A 14,906-nucleotide genomic window follows, 5' to 3' on the forward strand; every position below is an offset into this window, starting at 1 on the left:
CTCGGGCGCGGAGACCGTCAGGCCCGAGCCGCTGCCAGGCCCGAGCCGCTGTCGGGCCCGAGCCGCCCTCGGGCCCAGCCTCCCGCCGAGCCGCCGACCGCCAAGCCGAGCAGCCGTCGGGCTCAGCCGCCGGCCGAGCCCAGCCCCTGGCTCAGGAGAGCCGTGCCGCCGCGTACGCCTCCATGGCGGCGCGCTGGTAGGCGGCCAGCCCCGGGGTGATGGCCTCGTATGCGGCGTGCCACTGCTCGTTCTCCGTGCACGAGCGCGCGATGGCGAGGTACTCCTCCGGCGAGACCGTGCGGAGCCCGCTGAGCATCCGGTACTCCTCGTCGATCATGCACTGGGTGGGCTCGGCGTCGGCCGGGTGGCCGGCCGCCAGCAACTCGGCCAGGCGGACCATCCGTGCGGTCCGCTCGCGCTGGCCGGCCTCGATCTCGGCCGGGGTCATCGCGGCGGTCGCGTGCCGGGCCGCCTCGGCGTGCTCGGGGAAGTCGCGCAGGCTGGCGTCGATGTCGGCGGGCTGGATGCCCTCGAACAGGTTCTCGGGTCGGTTGATGGCGGTCATGGGCGTGCCGTCCTTCCGGGAGCGTTCCAGGTCGGCGATCGTGCGCGAGACGGTGGTCGCGAGGGCGTCGAGCCGGTCGCGCTCGGCGACCAGCCGGTGGTGGTGGCCCCGCAGGGCCTCCAGCTCGTCCACCTGGTCGCCGATGATCCGGGAGATCTCGGTCAGCCCCACGCCCAGGGCCCGCAGGACGAGGATCTGCTGCAGCCGCAGCAACTGTCGCTCCTCGTAGTAGCGGTGCCCGTTGGAGCCGATCCGGGCGGGAGGCAGCAGCCCGATCTCGTCGTAGTGCCGCAGGGTCCGGGCGGTCACGCCCGACATCCGGGCGACCTCCGCGATCGGCCAGGCCATTGCCGTCCCCACTCCCGTCTCCCGTCTCCCGTCTTCAGGGTTTGGTCGCCCGTTCCCCGTCTCCAGGGTCTGGTCCCCCGTCCATCGACGTGTGCACGTTCGCTCGGACCGGGGCCGGTTCCTCCGGCCCCGGTCACGACGGTAGAAGCTGCCGCTGCGACAGCTTCAAGCCCGGGCGGCCCGAGGGCCGGCCCTCGCGCGCGCCCTACGCCGGCTCACCCCTCGGCGAACCACTCCAGCGACTGCCCGTGCGGCCCGGTGAAGGCAACCGGCCGCTCGTCCAAGGCGAGGGCGAACAACCCGGAGCCGGCGGGGACCGGGCGGGGGAGGCGTTCGGCGACGGTCGGCAGGACGGAGACCGCCTCGTTGGAGATCCAGCGGGCGGGCAGCTCCCGCATGGTCGCCGCGAACTCCTCCCGTGCCTCCGGCGACAGGTACGCGAGCACCGCGCTGTGGAACACCACCGGCGTCGAGCCCGCCGGCGCCTGCGCCACCAACTCCCTCACGGTCTCGTTGAGATCGCCGCGCACCAGCAGCGGAGGTTCGGCCCGGGCGATCCGGACGGCGCCGCGCAGTCGCTCCAGACGGTGGGTCTGCTCCGGCCACACCAGTGACTCCAGCCACCGCATGTCGTCCTCGGAACGGACGTCCAGCGGGTTGAGGTCGATCCCGGCCCGCCACACGACCTCGGGCAGCCGTTCCCGCAGGGTGCCGAGCATCGGCACCGGCCCGCTCACCGAACAGTCCAGGGTCACCGGGCTCCCCTCGGCCCCGAATTCGCCGACCACACCGCCGGAATCGCCCGCCCTGAACTCCCCGCCCGCACTGCCGGAATCGACCACGCCGCCGGAATCGACCGCGCCACCGCTATCGGCCCCACCCGGGCGCCCGTGGTGGTACCGGTACCGATACCGGTCGGGGTACAGGCAGAGCCCCGCCGACGCGCCCACCTCGATCAGCGCCAGCGGCTGCGGCAGCGAGGCCAGCAGCGGCAGCAGGGTGGCGCAGCGGCCCGCCTCATTGGTCTGGGTGCGCCGCTCCAGCATCGTCGCCGAGACCCCGGCCCACCGCGTCACAGTCCAGTCGCGGAAGGCGGGCCAGCCGTTCGCCACCGGTCCGCCGAGGTGCCGTACCGCACCGAACAGCAGGTTCGGCTGCCGCTTCGCGGTCGGAAGTCCGTCCAGCAGGTCGATCAACTCCCGATCCCCGGCGGTCCGTTCGGCCAGCTCCCGGTACATCGGCGAGTTGCCGCGCGCCTCCCGTTCCGCGAATGCCAGGTAGCGGCTCCCCGTAGTGCTGTCCATGTTCCGTACTTCCTTTCTGCCAACCGAATTTGGCTCGGCCTTGGCCATGCCTTTTGCCATCTGCTGTACGGGTGCTAACCCCGCTGCCCGGGAGAGTGGGTCCGTCGGCGGACGAAGTGCCGGAAGAGTGCACAACTCCCCGTGGTAGGAGGACCGATGAAGTCCAAGCTCCGTACCCGTGCCGCGCTCGGCACCGCCGCCGTGCTGGCCGCCGCCGGGACCTTCACCGCCGGGACCTTCACCGCCGAGACCTTCACCGTCGGGACCTTCGCCGTCGGGACCGTCACCGCCGGGGTCGGGGCGGCTCAGGCGGAGGAGGAGCAGAACCGGCGCGGCAAGGCCTCCGAGCGTGAGATCGCCGCGCTCTTCGATCAGTGGAACGCGGCGCTGCAGACCGGCGACGCCGAGAAGGTCGCCGACCGCTACGCCCCGGACGCGGTGCCGCTTACCCACCGCCTCGTCGGTGATCCGCACCGACCGGGCCGGGCTCGTCGAGCTACTTCGAGCACTTCCCGGCGAAGAGGCCCCGGGGCGAGAAGGTCCGTCCCGCAGCAGCCCGCGCCGCAGCGATTCGGCGACCGGCTCATCGTCTTCCACCAGCAATACACGCACGGGGGCACCCTATTGACCTGCACCGTACGTTCGAACACCGGCTCCGGCCGCCGCGCCACCTCGGCCGCCGGGGCCACCTCGGTCGCCTCGGCCGCCACACCACCGGAAGGCGCCCCTACCGCCCCGGCTGCCGCCCCGGACCGACGCCGTGCCCCGGCTGCCAGTCCAGCCCCGGGTCGGGGCGCGGACGGAGGGTGTGCAGCAGCGAGGTGACCGACCAGACCACCACGGTCAGCAGCGCGTAGAACAGCAGCAGCGCCCAGAACGGGGTGGTGGACAGGCTCCGGTCCTCGAAGCGGCACCAGGCGTCCGGCGGCAGCCAGGAAGCCCCCGTCTCCAGCAGCCGCCCACTGCCCGGGACCAGGCCGCGCTCGCAGCGCTCCCCGTAGTCCAGCGACCGTACGTACAGCAGGGTGTACAGCCCGCCCGCCGACGCGAGGGAGAGGGCGGCGCTGATGCCGAGGAGCGTCGCCCGTCTTCGCCCGGCCGCCGTACGGATGTTCGTCACCGGGGCAGCGTACCGGCGTGGCCGCCCCGGCCGGGCGTGGATCACACCCCGACACAGCCCCGTCCCCGGCCCGGCGCGACCCCGGCGTAACCCCGTCCCCGGCCCGGCGCGACCCCGGCCCGGATCACCCCAGCAGCCCGCCCAGGTGTCCGTCCTCGGCGAGCAGCCGCCAGGAGCGGCCGGGCGAGGCGAAGGCGTCCGGGTCGACGCCCTCGACCAGCCGGTCCACCACGGTGCTCAGCAGCGACTGCGGGTCGAACACGGCCCAGGTGTCCCGGCCCCGGCCGTACTCCCAGCGCTCCCACTCGGCGCGCAGCCGCTCGTACGTCCACAGGGCGTAGAGCAGGGCGGACAGGTCGCGGTTCAGGTAGGCCTCGGGCTGGCCGTCGTCGTACCAGTCGGGCAGTTCGAGCCGGCCGGTGGCGCCGTCCAGGGCGATGGTGAGGTCGGTCGGCCAGTCGCCGAGCGCGAGGTAGTCCCGCTGGTAGGGGCGTTCCTCCTCGCCGTCGAAGTACTCGGGGTAGGCCTCCGCCATGGTGACCAGCGGTTCCTCGCACGCCCCGAACATCGCCCCGCCGAGCGGCAGCCCGACCTCGGTCAGCAGCCGTCGGGTGGGTTCGTGCACCAGGGCGGCGGGCAGCCCTTCCGGCCGGAACCGGTGCACCAGGCCCGCACCGCCGTCCTCGTCGGTCAGCGACGCGAGCTCGGCCACCAGCTCCGCGCCGATCTCGTACGCGGGCCCGTCCGGCCCGCCGGGCAGCGCACCCCAGGCCAGCGCCCGCACCAGCAGTGCCGTCCCCCAGTGCGCCGGCACGGCGCCCGGCGTGGCATCGGGCGTGGCGTCGTGTCCGGCATCAGGCTCGGCGTCGGGGTCGGCGCCAGGCGTGGCAGCGCGCCCGAACAGCGTGGGATCGATGTTCCGCATCCGCTGCTCGGCCCTGGCCAGCACCTCGGCCACCACCGCCGGCCCGCGCCGCCCGTCGAGCGCGTCCGGGCGTCGGGCCGCCTCGCTCACCGCCTCCACCTCGCGGATCAGCGCGGCCAGCGCGGTGAGGTCGGAGGCCAGCGGATCCCGCCGGGGGCCGCCGTTGCCGAGGAACACCTCGCCGGTAGTCCCGTCCAGCAGCACCAGGTTGCCGAGGGCGGCGAAGGGCGTGCGGTAGTCCGTCTCCCCGAGGACGAAGAGCCGCTCCGCTCCGGCGCTGGGGAAGGCCTTCAGCGAGCCGTCGCCGAGCACCCCGAAGTCCAGGAACGCCCCGGTCGCGGGCAACCCCTCCCGCACCAGGAACTCCCGGCTCCCCTCGTGCACCACCCCGCCCGGAACTCCGGCCACTCGCACACACCCCACGTGCCCCGCCCTTCACCGTTCCCTGACCCCCTGACCCTAGCGGGCCGATCCGACAGTGCCACCGGGGTTTCCCCGGGCCGGCGGCCGCCGGACGGGCCGGGCGACGTCCCCGCTGGGCCGGGTGACGTCCCCGCTGGGCCGGGTGACGTCCCCGCTGGGCCGGGTGACGCCCCCGACCGGTCCTACGCCGGCACCGGGTCGTCCACGTTCCACCGCTCCGGCAGGTCCCCGTCGCAGAACACGCAGACGTAGTGCCCCTCCCGGACGATGCCGCAGCGCCCGCACCCCGGGCAGCGGCGGAACACCACCGCGTGGGTGAAGCCGCCCGGGTGCGGCAGCCCGAGCCGGTCGAGGGCGGCGGCGACGGCCGGCCAGGAGGTGACGTCGGGGCAGTAGCCGGTGGACAGGTTGCTGACCGTCCAGACCTCCCAGGCCCCGCCGCCCGCTCGCCGGAACCCGACCTCCCCGGCGCTCGACACCGACTCCCCGCCCGCGCAGGCCACATGCTCACTGCGACGCGGAGCGAGCCGCAGCACCCCGCCCAGGTCGACCACGAAGGTGAACGGCTCCGCGAGCTCGGCCGCCGTCCGCACGCCCGCCCAGTCGGCGAACTCGTCCGCCGTCCGGACCGGCAGACCGCCCGGCGTCCCGCCATTCGACGCCGCCGACCCTCCTGCCGCCAAAGACTCCCGCGCCGCTGAGAACTCCCGTACCGCAGCCTCCCGCAGCTCCGGCGGCCCCACGTACCGGTACGCCCGCCCGAAACCTTCCTCGACCTCCGCTGCGACACCCCGCTCGCCCAGCCGCACCCGCCACCACACCATCTCGACGGCCGTCCCGCTCAGCCCGAACTCCCCTAGCTCATCGAGCAGTTCGCGCGCCGCCTGGAGTGAGCCCCCGGATCCCTCGCGCAGCGCCCGCAGCGCCGCCACCGGATCGCCGAGCGGCCCGGAGAGCCGCAGTCGGGCCGGCCCGTGGGCGGCCAGGAGTGCCGTGCGAACGTCCTCCGGCGTTGCTCCCGGACCCGAGTGCTCGCAGGTGTTCAGACCGCAGGACGGGCAGTGGCACTCGGCGTCCCACCACAACTCCCGCCCACGGTGGAGGAACTGCCCGACGCTCCGAACAGCGGCGCTCCCGCACTGCTCGCACCGGACGGCCGTCCTGGCTCCCTGCCCCACACCCGCCACGCCCACCGCACCTCCCACGCCCACCACACCCGCCATCTCCACCGCACCCCGTCATCTCCGCCGCACCCGTCAGGCCCGCCCGGTCGCCTCCCGGGCGGCCCGTTCCACCCGGTCGTAGTGGGCCCGCCACCAATTCGCGTCGCCGGTGGCCGTGTTGGCGCCGTCGGAGCGTTGCCCGGTGGCGCCGTCGATGAGTTCGCGGACCAGGTCGGCGTGACCGGTGTGCCGGTGGGTCTCGGCGATCACGTGGACGAGTACCCGGTGCAGGGTCTGTTCCACGCGGTCGCCGAAGGGGAGCCGGCCGACGGTGTCCAGCGGCAGCGCCTCGATGGTGGCGTCCGAGTGGGCCCAGACCCGGCGGTAGCGGCCGAGGATCTCCTCGGTGCTCTCGTCCGCCCGGGCCCAGAGGTCGCCGTTGGGTTCGGCGGTGCCGATGATCCACAGCGGGGTCGGTTCGGGGAAGGGACGTCCGAAGGTCTCGCCGAGGTACAGCGCCTCGGCCCCGGTGACGTGCTTGACCAGGCCCAGCAGGTTGGTCCCGGTGGGGGTGAGCGGCCGTCGGAGGTCGTACTCGGAGAGGCCGTCCAGCTTCCACAGCAGGGCGTCGCGGGCGTCCTGGACGTAGATCCGCAGGTCGTTCTTGTCGTCGTTCACTGTCATGGGACCAGTCTGTTGACCTGTGTGGACCTGTCCACTGGTTTGGTGTCCTGACGGAGCGCCGGGCGACGTCGGGGGTCCGCGCCCCCGACGGTCCGCGACAGGCCCGTGCGTGACCGGCCGTTCACGACCGGCCCGTTCGCGACAGGCCCGTTCGCAACGGGCCGAAGGCCGCCGGGGGAGCGGAGCGAAAGCCCCCGGTCAGCGGACGATGTCGAAGACCTGCTTCTGCAGGCCGTTGCCGTAGGCCTCGTGCTCGACCAGCTTCAGCTTCTGGGCGTCCTTGTCCGTGGCGCTGAACAGGCGCTTGCCGGCGCCGAGCAGCAGGGGGTAGACGAGCAGGTGGTAGCGGTCGATCAGGCCGGCGTCCGAGAGGCTGTGGTTCAGGGCCGCACTGCCGTGGAGGATGATCGGGCCGCCCTCGGTCTCCTTCAGGGCGGCGACCTGGTCGACCGAGCGCAGGATGGTGGTCTCGCCCCAGTTCGGGACGAGGTCGTCCTCGGTGAGGGTGGTGGAGACGACGTACTTCGGCAGCATCTTGTAGCGGGTGAACTCCGGCATGTCCGGCCACACCGGGCTGAACGCCTGGTAGCTGACCCGGCCCATCAGCATGGCGGTGGCCTCCTCCTGCTCCCGGCCCTTGATCTCGTACGCCTCGGGGAGGAACTCGATGTCCTTGAAGGTCCATCCGGAGTTCCGGTAGCCGGGTTCGCCGCCGGGGGCCTCGACGACGCCGTCGAGCGACATGAAGGCGGTGCTGATCAGGGTGCGCATGAGTGGTTCCTCGGTTCTCGTGGTCTGCGGTTCTGGTGGGTCTGTGAGCCTGCTGGTCTGTGGTTCGGGCGGGTCTGTGGTTCGGGCGGGGCTGCGGCTCTGCGGAGGTCTGGACAACAGCGGAGATGTCAGGACGGCGGGGAATGCGTGGGCGTCAGCCGAGGAGCCCGGCCAGCCACCGCTGCCACGCGGCCTCGGCCCCGTCCGTCCCCTCTCCGAAGAGGTGATGGAACATCAGCACCGTTCCTGCACCGTGGTGGAAGGTGTAGAGCCCGTCGGTGGTGCGCAGTTCGAAGCGCTCGTCGTCCGCCCAGACCACCTCGCCGTCCAGCGGCGGCAGCCCGGCCGGTTCGGCGTGGGCCCGTGCGCCGACGGTGACCGGGAGTCGCAGTGCCAGGGCGTGGGCGAGGGTGCTCCGGACCTCCGGGTCCGGTCGGCCGGCTGCCGGGGCCACGGCGAAGACGGGAGCGCCGGTGCGTCCCGGGAAGTGGACGAGGTACTGGCGGAGCGTGTGCAGGTGGAACGGCCAGCCGCGGCGCAGCGCGTCGTACTCGTCCTGCCAGTCGTCGCCGAGCAGGCCGCTGTGGACGACGCGGAGCACGGTGCTGCCGCCGTCCCGTCCCTCGACCAGGTACTCGAAGGCCATGAACCGGCCGTCCTCGGTGGTGGTCGTGCGGGTGGCCAGGCGCTTGCCGGGTTCGTAGGCGGTGACGGCGGCTTCCGCGCGGTGGCCCCCGGTCTCCATGGTGGCGGTTCCGCCCTCGCGCGGGTCGAGTTCGTTGCGCCCCATGAACCAGGAGTCGATCCCCGGTCCGGTGGCGATCGCCTCCCAGACCTGGTCCGGGGTGGCCGGGAGAGTGGTCTCCAGCTCGATCTCGAACGGGTGGGTCATGTCCGGTCCTCCTGCTCGGGCGTGACTGCGACCCCACCGGCCTTGGGTCGGGCCGCGGCGTCCTTGGGCCCGGCCGCATTGTCCTGGGGCCGGGTCTCGGCGCCGGGGTGCGGTGCCGCGGGGATGGCCGCGGGGATCGCCGAGGGACTCGCCGCGGGGATCTGGTGCAGTCCGACGACCACCCGGTGGCTGCGGCCCCCGGGGGCGGACTCGTCGTGGTAGCGGCTGACCAGGGTGGCCACGCTCTGGGCCAGTTCCTCGGCGAAGGCCGTCCGGTCGGCCGCGGAGGCGAACCGTACCTGGGCGTCGATGCCGAAGGTGGCGACCCGCCGTCCGGCTCGGGAGGCGCCGGTCAGCAGGGCCCCGACCTCCTGCACCAGCCGGGAGCCCAGGGCCAGCAGCCAGCGGGCGGAGAGCTGGTCGGGCGCGCGTGAGGGGTCCGGGCTGACGGCGGCCAGGACGCTGGGGGAGATCACGTAGGAGCAGGCGGTGGCGCGGTACACCCGTTCGGTGACGTTGCCCTTGCGGCGTTCCTCGGCGAGTTCGACGAGTCCGTGCCGTTCCAGTTCCTTGAGGTGGTAGTTGACCTTCTGCCGGGGCAGCCCCAGGCGGGTGGCCAGCATGGCGGCCGAGCCGGGTTCGGCGAGGGCGGCGAGGATCCGGGACCGGATCGGGTCCAGGGAGGCCTCGGCGGCGGCGGGTTCTTCGATCACAGCGACGTCCAGCACCGTTCCAGCCTCCAACCGACAAAAAAATTTGTCAAGGAAAAAAGGGTTGTCGGTAGCCCGGTCGGCCCAAGGGAGTTCAGGCGTTCGGCGCATCCGACACGGAGTGTGACGGGTGGGGGCGAGGAGTGGACTTGAATCTTTGCGAACGGATGTTCGATCCTGGGGCTGTGTCCGTTTTCGAATCTGTTTTCGAATCTGCCGCCGAGCAGCCCGAACGCCCCGCGCTGCGGCCGGTGGCGTTCCCGGCTGCCGCACCCGAGGACGGGCGGCCGGCGACCGGACGCGGGCTGGTACCGGTGCCGCCCGCACTGCGGGAAGTGCTGCCGGACGGCGGACTGCGGCGCGGCACGGCGGTGTCGGTGGCGGGCGGGGACGCCGGGCTGCTGCTGGCACTGGCCGCCGGGGTCCGGGACGCCGGCGGCGGCTGGGCGGCGGCGGTCGGACTGCCGGACCTGGGGCTCGCCGCCGCCGAGGGCTACGGGCTGGACCTGCGCCGTCTGCTGGTCGCGGACGACCCGGGGCGGCACTGGCCCGAGGTGGTGTCGGTGCTGGCCGGCGCGGTCGAACTGATCATGCTGCGCCCGGACGGACCGGTGCCGCCCAAGCTGGCCACCCGGCTGGCCGCCGTACTGCGGCGCAGCGGCTGCGTGCTGCTGGTGGCCGGGCCGTGGCCGGGCGCGGTGCTGCGGCTGGGGGTGCGGTCCGGGCGCTGGTTCGGACTGGGGGACGGCTACGGGCAGCTCGCCGGGCGGCAGGTGGAGGTGGTGGCCGAGGGTCGGGGCTCGGCGGTGCGCGGCCGGACGGCCCGGCTCTGGCTGCCGGACGAGCACGGCGCGGTGCGCCCGGTCCGGGAGCAGTCGCATTCCGTCACCGGCCCGGCGGCACCGCTCGTGGCGGCGGTGGTGTGACGTGGCGACGACGACCGACGACGACCGGACCCCCCGGGTGCTGGTGGTCTGGTGCCCGGACTGGCCGGTGGTGGCCGTCACCGGTGACGACCCGGTGGCGGTGACCGAGGGCGGCCGGATCCTCGCCTGCTCGGCGGGCGCCCGGGCGGCCGGGGTCCGGCAGGGGCAGCGGCTCAAGCTGGCCCAGCGGCTCTGCCCGGAGCTGGAGCTGCGCGACCGCGACCCGGAGGCGGAGACCCGCCGCTTCGAGCCGGTGGTCGCGGCGGTGGAGGCGTTCACGCCCCGGGTGGAGGTGATCCGCCCGGGCCTGTGCGCCATCCCGGTGAAGGGCCCGGGCCGCTACTTCGGCGGCGAGGAGGCGCTGGCGGCCCTGATCGGTACGGCGGTGGCGGACGCCCTCGGGCGACCGCCCGTCCCGGACGCCGTCCCCGGCGCGGTGACGGTGCCCAGCGCAACCACCACTGACCGGCCGGCGCCTGCCGGACCGATCACCACAGACCCGCCGACGCCTGCCGGAGCGCCCGCCACTGACCGGCCGGCGCCTGCCGGAGCGCCCACCACCCCCCATGCCCGGATCGGCGTCGCCGACGGCCTGTTCGCCGCCGTGCTCGCCGCCCGCGCCGGGGTACTGGTGCCCGCCGGGCGTACGGCGGAGTTCCTCGCCCCCTACCCGGTGGGCACGCTGGGCGACGAGCCGCTGGCCGAACTGCTCGGGCGGCTCGGCCTGCCCACCGTCGGGGCCTTCGCCGCGCTGCCGCCCGAGGCGGTCGCGGACCGCTTCGGCCCGACCGGGACGCTCGCGCACCGGCTGGCCCGGGGCCTGCAGCCGCGCCCGCTGGTGCCGCGCGACGAGGAGCCCGACCTCGCCGTCGAGCAGCGCTTCGACCCGCCGGAGCCGCTGGCCGAGCCGCTGGTGTTCGTCGCCCGCACACTGGCCGAGCAGCTGCACCAGCGGCTGGCCGGGGCGGGGCTGACCTGCCGCCGGGTGGCCGTCGAGGTGGCCTGCGCGGACGGCCGGACGGTCTCGCGGCTGTGGCGGCACGAGGGTCGGCTGTCCGCGACGGCGCTGGCCGAACGGGTCCGCTGGCAGCTCCAGGCCTGGCAGGGCGCGGGCACCTTCACCGACGGCGGCGAGGGCTTCGCCCTGCTCCGGCTCGCCCCCGACGGCCTCTCCCCGGACCAGGGGCGCCAGCTCGCCCTGTGGGGTCAGGCGGTCGCGGACGACAGGGTGGAGCGGGCGGTGGCCCGGGTGCAGGCGGTGCTGGGGCATGCCGGGCTGCGCCGGATCGAGCCGGCCGGCGGGCGCGGGCCGGGCGAGCAGCAGGTCCGGGTGCCGTGGGGCGAGCCGTACGAGGCGGCGGCCCCGGCGGACGCGCCCTGGCCGGGGCGGCTGGCGGAGCGCTCGGCGGACCTCTGGCCGTCCGTGGTGCTGCGCGAGCCGGCACCGGTGCGGGTGCTGGACGAGGCCGGCCGGCCGGTCACGGTGGACGGCCGGGCGGGGGTGTCGGCCCGGCCGGCGCTGGTCGTGGTCGGGGGCCGCGAGGAGCGGGTGGCGGGCTGGACCGGGCCCTGGCCGGCGGTCGAGTACTGGTGGGACCAGTCGCTCGCCCGCCGCCGGGCGCGGTTCCAGGTGCTGGTGGACGGCGGCCGGGCGCTGCTGCTCACCGTGGAGGGGGGTGGGTGGTACCTGGAAGCCGGCTACGACTGACCGGCGATCCGGGCCCCGGGGGGAGCAGGACCAGTACGAGACCGACGAAGGCAACCCCGATGGGCTTCACCAGCCACCCCACCCTCCCCTGGAGCGAACTGCACCGCCGGCTGACCGGCGCCGGGCCGGACCGCACGGTCGTCCCGCTGCGCCGCCCTGCCGAGAAGCCCTCTGCCGAGCAGCCGACCGCCGGGAGGCCATCTGCCGAGCAGCCCACCGCAGAGAAGCCCACCGCAGAGCAGCCCACCGCCGAGGAACCCCCCGTCGCGAAGGCGGAGAACGGCGAACCCTGGGCCGAACTGCACGTCCACTCCGCCTTCAGCTTCCTGGACGGCGCCAGCGACCCGGAGGACCTGGTCGCCGAGGCGGCCCGGCTGGGCGTGGAGACCCTGGCGATCACCGACCACGACGGCCTCTACGGCGCCGTCCGGCTCGCCGAGGCGGCCCGGGGGACGGGCGTGGCCACCGCCTTCGGTGCCGAACTGACACTCCGTCAAGAAGGCTCCACCGAACACCTCCTGGTCCTCGCCCGCGACCCGGCCGGCTACCGCCGCCTCTCCGCCGCGATCGCCGCCGCCCAACTGGCCGGCGGTGCCAAGGGCCGCCCGGCGTACGACCTCGCGACGCTCGCCGGGGCGCACGACGGCCACTGGGCGGTGCTCACCGGCTGCCGCCTCGGCCGGGTCCCGGCGGGCCTGGCGACCGGTGACGCGGAGCGGCGACTCCTCACCCTCACCGAGGCGTTCGGCCGCGAGAACGTGTACGTCGAGCTGATCGACCAGTGGCTGCCCGGCGACGACCGGCGCAACGACGCCCTCGCCGCGCTCGCCGCCGGACTCGGGATCCCCACCGTCGCCTCCACCAACGCCCACCACGCCGGCCCCGCCCAGGGCCGTCTCGCCCAGAGCCTGGCCGCCCTGCAGGAGCGCCGCACCCTCCAGGAGGCGGCCGGCTGGACGCGGGCGTCCGGCACCGCGCACCTGCGCTCGGGCCGCGAGATGGCCGCCCGGCTGGCCCGCTTCCCCGGCGTGCAGCGGGCCACCGCCGAACTCGGCCGGGCCTGTGCCTTCGACTTCGCCAGGCTGGACCCGGAACTGCCCGGCTACCCCGTCCCCGAGGGCGGGACCGAGATCGGCCACCTGCGCGCCCTGGTCGCGGCCGGCGGCCCGGCCCGCTTCGGCCCCGGCAACGCCGCCGCCCGCCGCCAGCTCGCCAAGGAACTGGACGTGATCGAGGACCTGGCGCTGGCCGGCTACTTCCTGATCGTGCACGACATCGTGGACTTCTGCCGGAGCCAGGACATCTGGTGCCAGGGCCGTGGCTCGGCCGCCAACTCGGCGGTCTGCTACGCCCTCGGGATCACCGCCGTCGACCCGATCCACTACAAGCTGCTGTTCGAGCGCTTCCTCTCCGCCGCCCGGGACGGCCCGCCCGACATCGACCTGGACATCGAGAACCGCCGCCGCGAGGAGGTCATCCAGTACGTCTACCGCCGCTACGGGCGCGAGCACGCCGCCCAGGTCGCCAATGTGATCACCTACCGCCCCCGGCTGGCGATCCGCGACGCCGCCCGGGTGCTCGGGTACCCCCAGGGCCAGGTGGACGCCTTCAGCCGGCAGACCGACTTCCGCTCCGCCCCCGGCGCGGACGCCGTCATCCCCGCCGACGTGCTCTCGCTCGCCGCCCAACTCCACGGCCTGCCCCGCCACCTGGGCATCCACTCGGGCGGCATGGTGCTCACCAGGGAGCCGATCGGGGAGATCTGCCCTACCGAGTGGGCCCGGATGCCGGGGCGCTCCGTCCTGCAGTGGGACAAGGAGTCCACCGCCGGCGCCGGACTGGTGAAGATCGACCTGCTCGGCCTCGGCATGCTCGCCGCACTCCACGACGCCTGCGACCTGATCGCCGAACACCACGGCCTGCGCTACGACCTGGCCGGCATCCCGGACGACGACAAGGGCGTCTACGCGATGCTGCGCCGCGCCGACACCGTGGGTGTGTTCCAGGTCGAGTCCCGGGCGCAGATGGCCACCCTGCCCCGGCTCAAGCCGGACCACTTCTACGACCTGGTGGTCGAGGTCGCGCTGATCCGCCCCGGCCCGATCCAGGGCGGCTCCGTCCACCCGTACCTGCGCCGCCGCGCCGGGGTGGAGCCGCCCGGCTGCCCGCACCCGCTGATGGAGAACGCCCTCGGCAAGACCCTCGGGGTGCCGCTGTTCCAGGAGCAGATGATGCAACTCGCCATCGACTGCGCCGGGTTCACCCCCTCCGAGGCCGACCGGCTGCGCCAGGCGATGGGCGCCAAACGCTCCCACGAACGGGTCGCCCGGCTGCGGACGAGGCTGCTCACCGGGATGGCCGAGCGCGGCATCCCGCCCGAGGTCGCCGAGGACGTCTACGGCAAGATCGAGGCCTTCTCCAACTACGGCTTCCCGGAGAGCCACGCGATCAGCTTCGCCTACCTGGTGTACGCCAGCGCCTGGCTCAAGCACCACTTCCCGGCGGCCTTCACCTGCGCCCTGCTGGCCAACCAGCCGATGGGCTTCTACTCGCCGCTCAGCCTGGTCGCGGACGTACGGCGGCACGGCGTCCGGGTGCGCGGGGTGGACGTCAACGCCAGCGGGCCGCGCCCCACCCTGGAGCCCTACCGGGGCCCGACGCCCGCGCCCCCGCTGACCGCCGGCCGACCGCAGCCGGCCATCCGGCTCGGCCTGGAGACGGTGCGCGGCATCGGCACCCCGCAGGCCGAGGCGATCGCGGCCGGGCAGCCCTACGCCGACCTGGAGGACTTCGCCCGCCGCACCGGCCTGCCCGCACCCGCCCTGGAGGCGCTGGCCACCGCCGGGGCCTTCGACTGCTTCGGCCTGACGAGACGTCAGGCGCTGTGGGCAGCAGGCGCGTTCGCCGGGATCTCGGCCGACCTGCTCCCCGGCACCACGCCCGGCACCGAGGCGCCGGAGCTGCCCGGCCTGAGCCCGATCGAGGAGACCATCGCCGACCTGTGGGCCACCGGCACCTCCGCCACCAGCCACCCGCTCCAGCACCTGCGCGCCCACCTGGACCGCGGCGGCGCCCTCAGCGCCGCCCGACTCCCGGACGTGCCACCGGGAACGGCGGTGGTGGTCGGCGGCCTGGTCACCCACCGGCAGCGCCCGCCGACGGCCGGCGGGGTGCTCTTCCTCAGCCTGGAGGACGAGACCGGACTGATCAACGTGATCTGCAACCGCCCGGTCTGGGAGTCCCAGCGCCGCACCGCCCTGGACCGGGCCGGCCTGCTGGTGCACGGCCACATCGAACGCGACCGCGGTGCCACCAACCTGATCGCCACCCGGCTCACCCCGCTCCTGATCGGCCTCTGAGGGTGACC

General features: G+C 74.5%; 12 protein-coding genes and 2 pseudogenes. 4 read left to right on the plus strand and 10 right to left on the minus strand.

Features of this window, described 5'->3' with window-relative positions:
* Positions 1-151: 151 nt before the first annotated feature.
* Positions 152-913 carry a MerR family transcriptional regulator gene (locus ACZ3YL_RS25400; protein WP_465659961.1) on the minus strand — a complete coding sequence of 254 codons (762 nt, stop codon included), beginning with the start codon at positions 911-913 and terminating at the stop codon, positions 152-154.
* A 215-nt stretch (positions 914-1,128) separates the two neighbouring features.
* The gene (locus ACZ3YL_RS25405; protein ID WP_465659989.1) at positions 1,129-2,277 is read right to left on the minus strand and encodes a DUF2332 domain-containing protein; all 1,149 of its coding nucleotides are present in this window, start codon (positions 2,275-2,277) and stop codon (positions 1,129-1,131) included.
* A 96-nt stretch (positions 2,278-2,373) separates the two neighbouring features.
* Here ACZ3YL_RS25405 and ACZ3YL_RS25410 point away from each other — a divergent pair.
* Positions 2,374-2,646 (plus strand): annotated as a pseudogene (locus ACZ3YL_RS25410) (hypothetical protein); the annotation flags it as partial.
* A 110-nt stretch (positions 2,647-2,756) separates the two neighbouring features.
* On the opposite strand, the pseudogene ACZ3YL_RS25415 reads toward ACZ3YL_RS25410, so the two are convergent.
* The 8 genes and pseudogenes from ACZ3YL_RS25415 to ACZ3YL_RS25450 form a co-directional block, all read right to left on the minus strand.
* Positions 2,757-2,829: pseudogene (locus ACZ3YL_RS25415) on the minus strand (response regulator transcription factor); the annotation flags it as partial.
* Between the two features lie 115 nt (positions 2,830-2,944).
* Positions 2,945-3,337 carry a hypothetical protein gene (locus ACZ3YL_RS25420; RefSeq protein ID WP_188305173.1) on the minus strand — a complete coding sequence of 131 codons (393 nt, stop codon included), beginning with the start codon at positions 3,335-3,337 and terminating at the stop codon, positions 2,945-2,947.
* A gap of 124 nt (positions 3,338-3,461) precedes the next feature.
* On the minus strand, positions 3,462-4,670 hold the full coding sequence (locus tag ACZ3YL_RS25425) for an SUKH-4 family immunity protein (RefSeq protein WP_465659962.1): 1,209 nt from the start codon (positions 4,668-4,670) through the stop codon (positions 3,462-3,464).
* Between the two features lie 197 nt (positions 4,671-4,867).
* Positions 4,868-5,509 carry a hypothetical protein gene (locus ACZ3YL_RS25430; protein ID WP_465659990.1) on the minus strand — a complete coding sequence of 214 codons (642 nt, stop codon included), beginning with the start codon at positions 5,507-5,509 and terminating at the stop codon, positions 4,868-4,870.
* A gap of 432 nt (positions 5,510-5,941) precedes the next feature.
* A complete protein-coding gene (locus ACZ3YL_RS25435; protein ID WP_188305175.1) occupies positions 5,942-6,532 on the minus strand; it encodes a DinB family protein in 591 nt (196 codons plus the stop codon).
* A 198-nt stretch (positions 6,533-6,730) separates the two neighbouring features.
* A complete protein-coding gene (locus tag ACZ3YL_RS25440) occupies positions 6,731-7,303 on the minus strand; it encodes a dihydrofolate reductase family protein (protein WP_188305176.1) in 573 nt (190 codons plus the stop codon).
* A gap of 154 nt (positions 7,304-7,457) precedes the next feature.
* Complete coding sequence (locus ACZ3YL_RS25445) at positions 7,458-8,195, minus strand: SRPBCC family protein (RefSeq protein WP_188305177.1); 738 nt, start codon at positions 8,193-8,195, stop codon at positions 7,458-7,460.
* Positions 8,192-8,923, minus strand: coding sequence for an ArsR/SmtB family transcription factor (locus tag ACZ3YL_RS25450; protein WP_465659963.1), 732 nt, complete (start codon positions 8,921-8,923; stop codon positions 8,192-8,194). The genes ACZ3YL_RS25445 and ACZ3YL_RS25450 overlap by 4 nt, the downstream gene beginning before the upstream one ends.
* Before the next feature lie 167 nt (positions 8,924-9,090).
* Here ACZ3YL_RS25450 and ACZ3YL_RS25455 point away from each other — a divergent pair, with 167 nt between their 5' ends.
* From ACZ3YL_RS25455 to ACZ3YL_RS25465, 3 genes are read left to right on the plus strand one after another with little or no spacing between them, the layout of a single operon-like run.
* Entirely contained in the window at positions 9,091-9,831 is a 741-nt protein-coding gene (locus tag ACZ3YL_RS25455) for a hypothetical protein (protein WP_188305179.1), read from the plus strand.
* Position 9,832: 1 nt separating this feature from the next.
* Positions 9,833-11,539 carry a DNA polymerase Y family protein gene (locus ACZ3YL_RS25460; protein WP_465659964.1) on the plus strand — a complete coding sequence of 569 codons (1,707 nt, stop codon included), beginning with the start codon at positions 9,833-9,835 and terminating at the stop codon, positions 11,537-11,539.
* A gap of 59 nt (positions 11,540-11,598) precedes the next feature.
* The gene (locus ACZ3YL_RS25465; RefSeq protein WP_465659965.1) at positions 11,599-14,898 is read left to right on the plus strand and encodes an error-prone DNA polymerase; all 3,300 of its coding nucleotides are present in this window, start codon (positions 11,599-11,601) and stop codon (positions 14,896-14,898) included.
* Positions 14,899-14,906 lie beyond the last annotated feature (8 nt).

Source organism: Kitasatospora sp. NPDC023176, assembly GCF_055560495.1.

What these genes read in the sequence shown, in the direction of transcription:
- ACZ3YL_RS25400 (WP_465659961.1), bottom strand. Translation starts at nt 913, where the DNA reads ATGGCCTGGCCGATCGCGGAGGTCGCCCGGATGTCGGGCGTGACCGCC.
- ACZ3YL_RS25405 (WP_465659989.1), bottom strand. Translation starts at nt 2,277, where the DNA reads ATGGCAAAAGGCATGGCCAAGGCCGAGCCAAATTCGGTTGGCAGAAAG.
- ACZ3YL_RS25430 (WP_465659990.1), bottom strand. Translation starts at nt 5,509, where the DNA reads ATGGTGTGGTGGCGGGTGCGGCTGGGCGAGCGGGGTGTCGCAGCGGAG.
- ACZ3YL_RS25435 (WP_188305175.1), bottom strand. Translation starts at nt 6,532, where the DNA reads ATGACAGTGAACGACGACAAGAACGACCTGCGGATCTACGTCCAGGAC.
- ACZ3YL_RS25440 (WP_188305176.1), bottom strand. Translation starts at nt 7,303, where the DNA reads ATGCGCACCCTGATCAGCACCGCCTTCATGTCGCTCGACGGCGTCGTC.
- ACZ3YL_RS25445 (WP_188305177.1), bottom strand. Translation starts at nt 8,195, where the DNA reads ATGACCCACCCGTTCGAGATCGAGCTGGAGACCACTCTCCCGGCCACC.
- ACZ3YL_RS25465 (WP_465659965.1), top strand. Translation starts at nt 11,599, where the DNA reads ATGGGCTTCACCAGCCACCCCACCCTCCCCTGGAGCGAACTGCACCGC.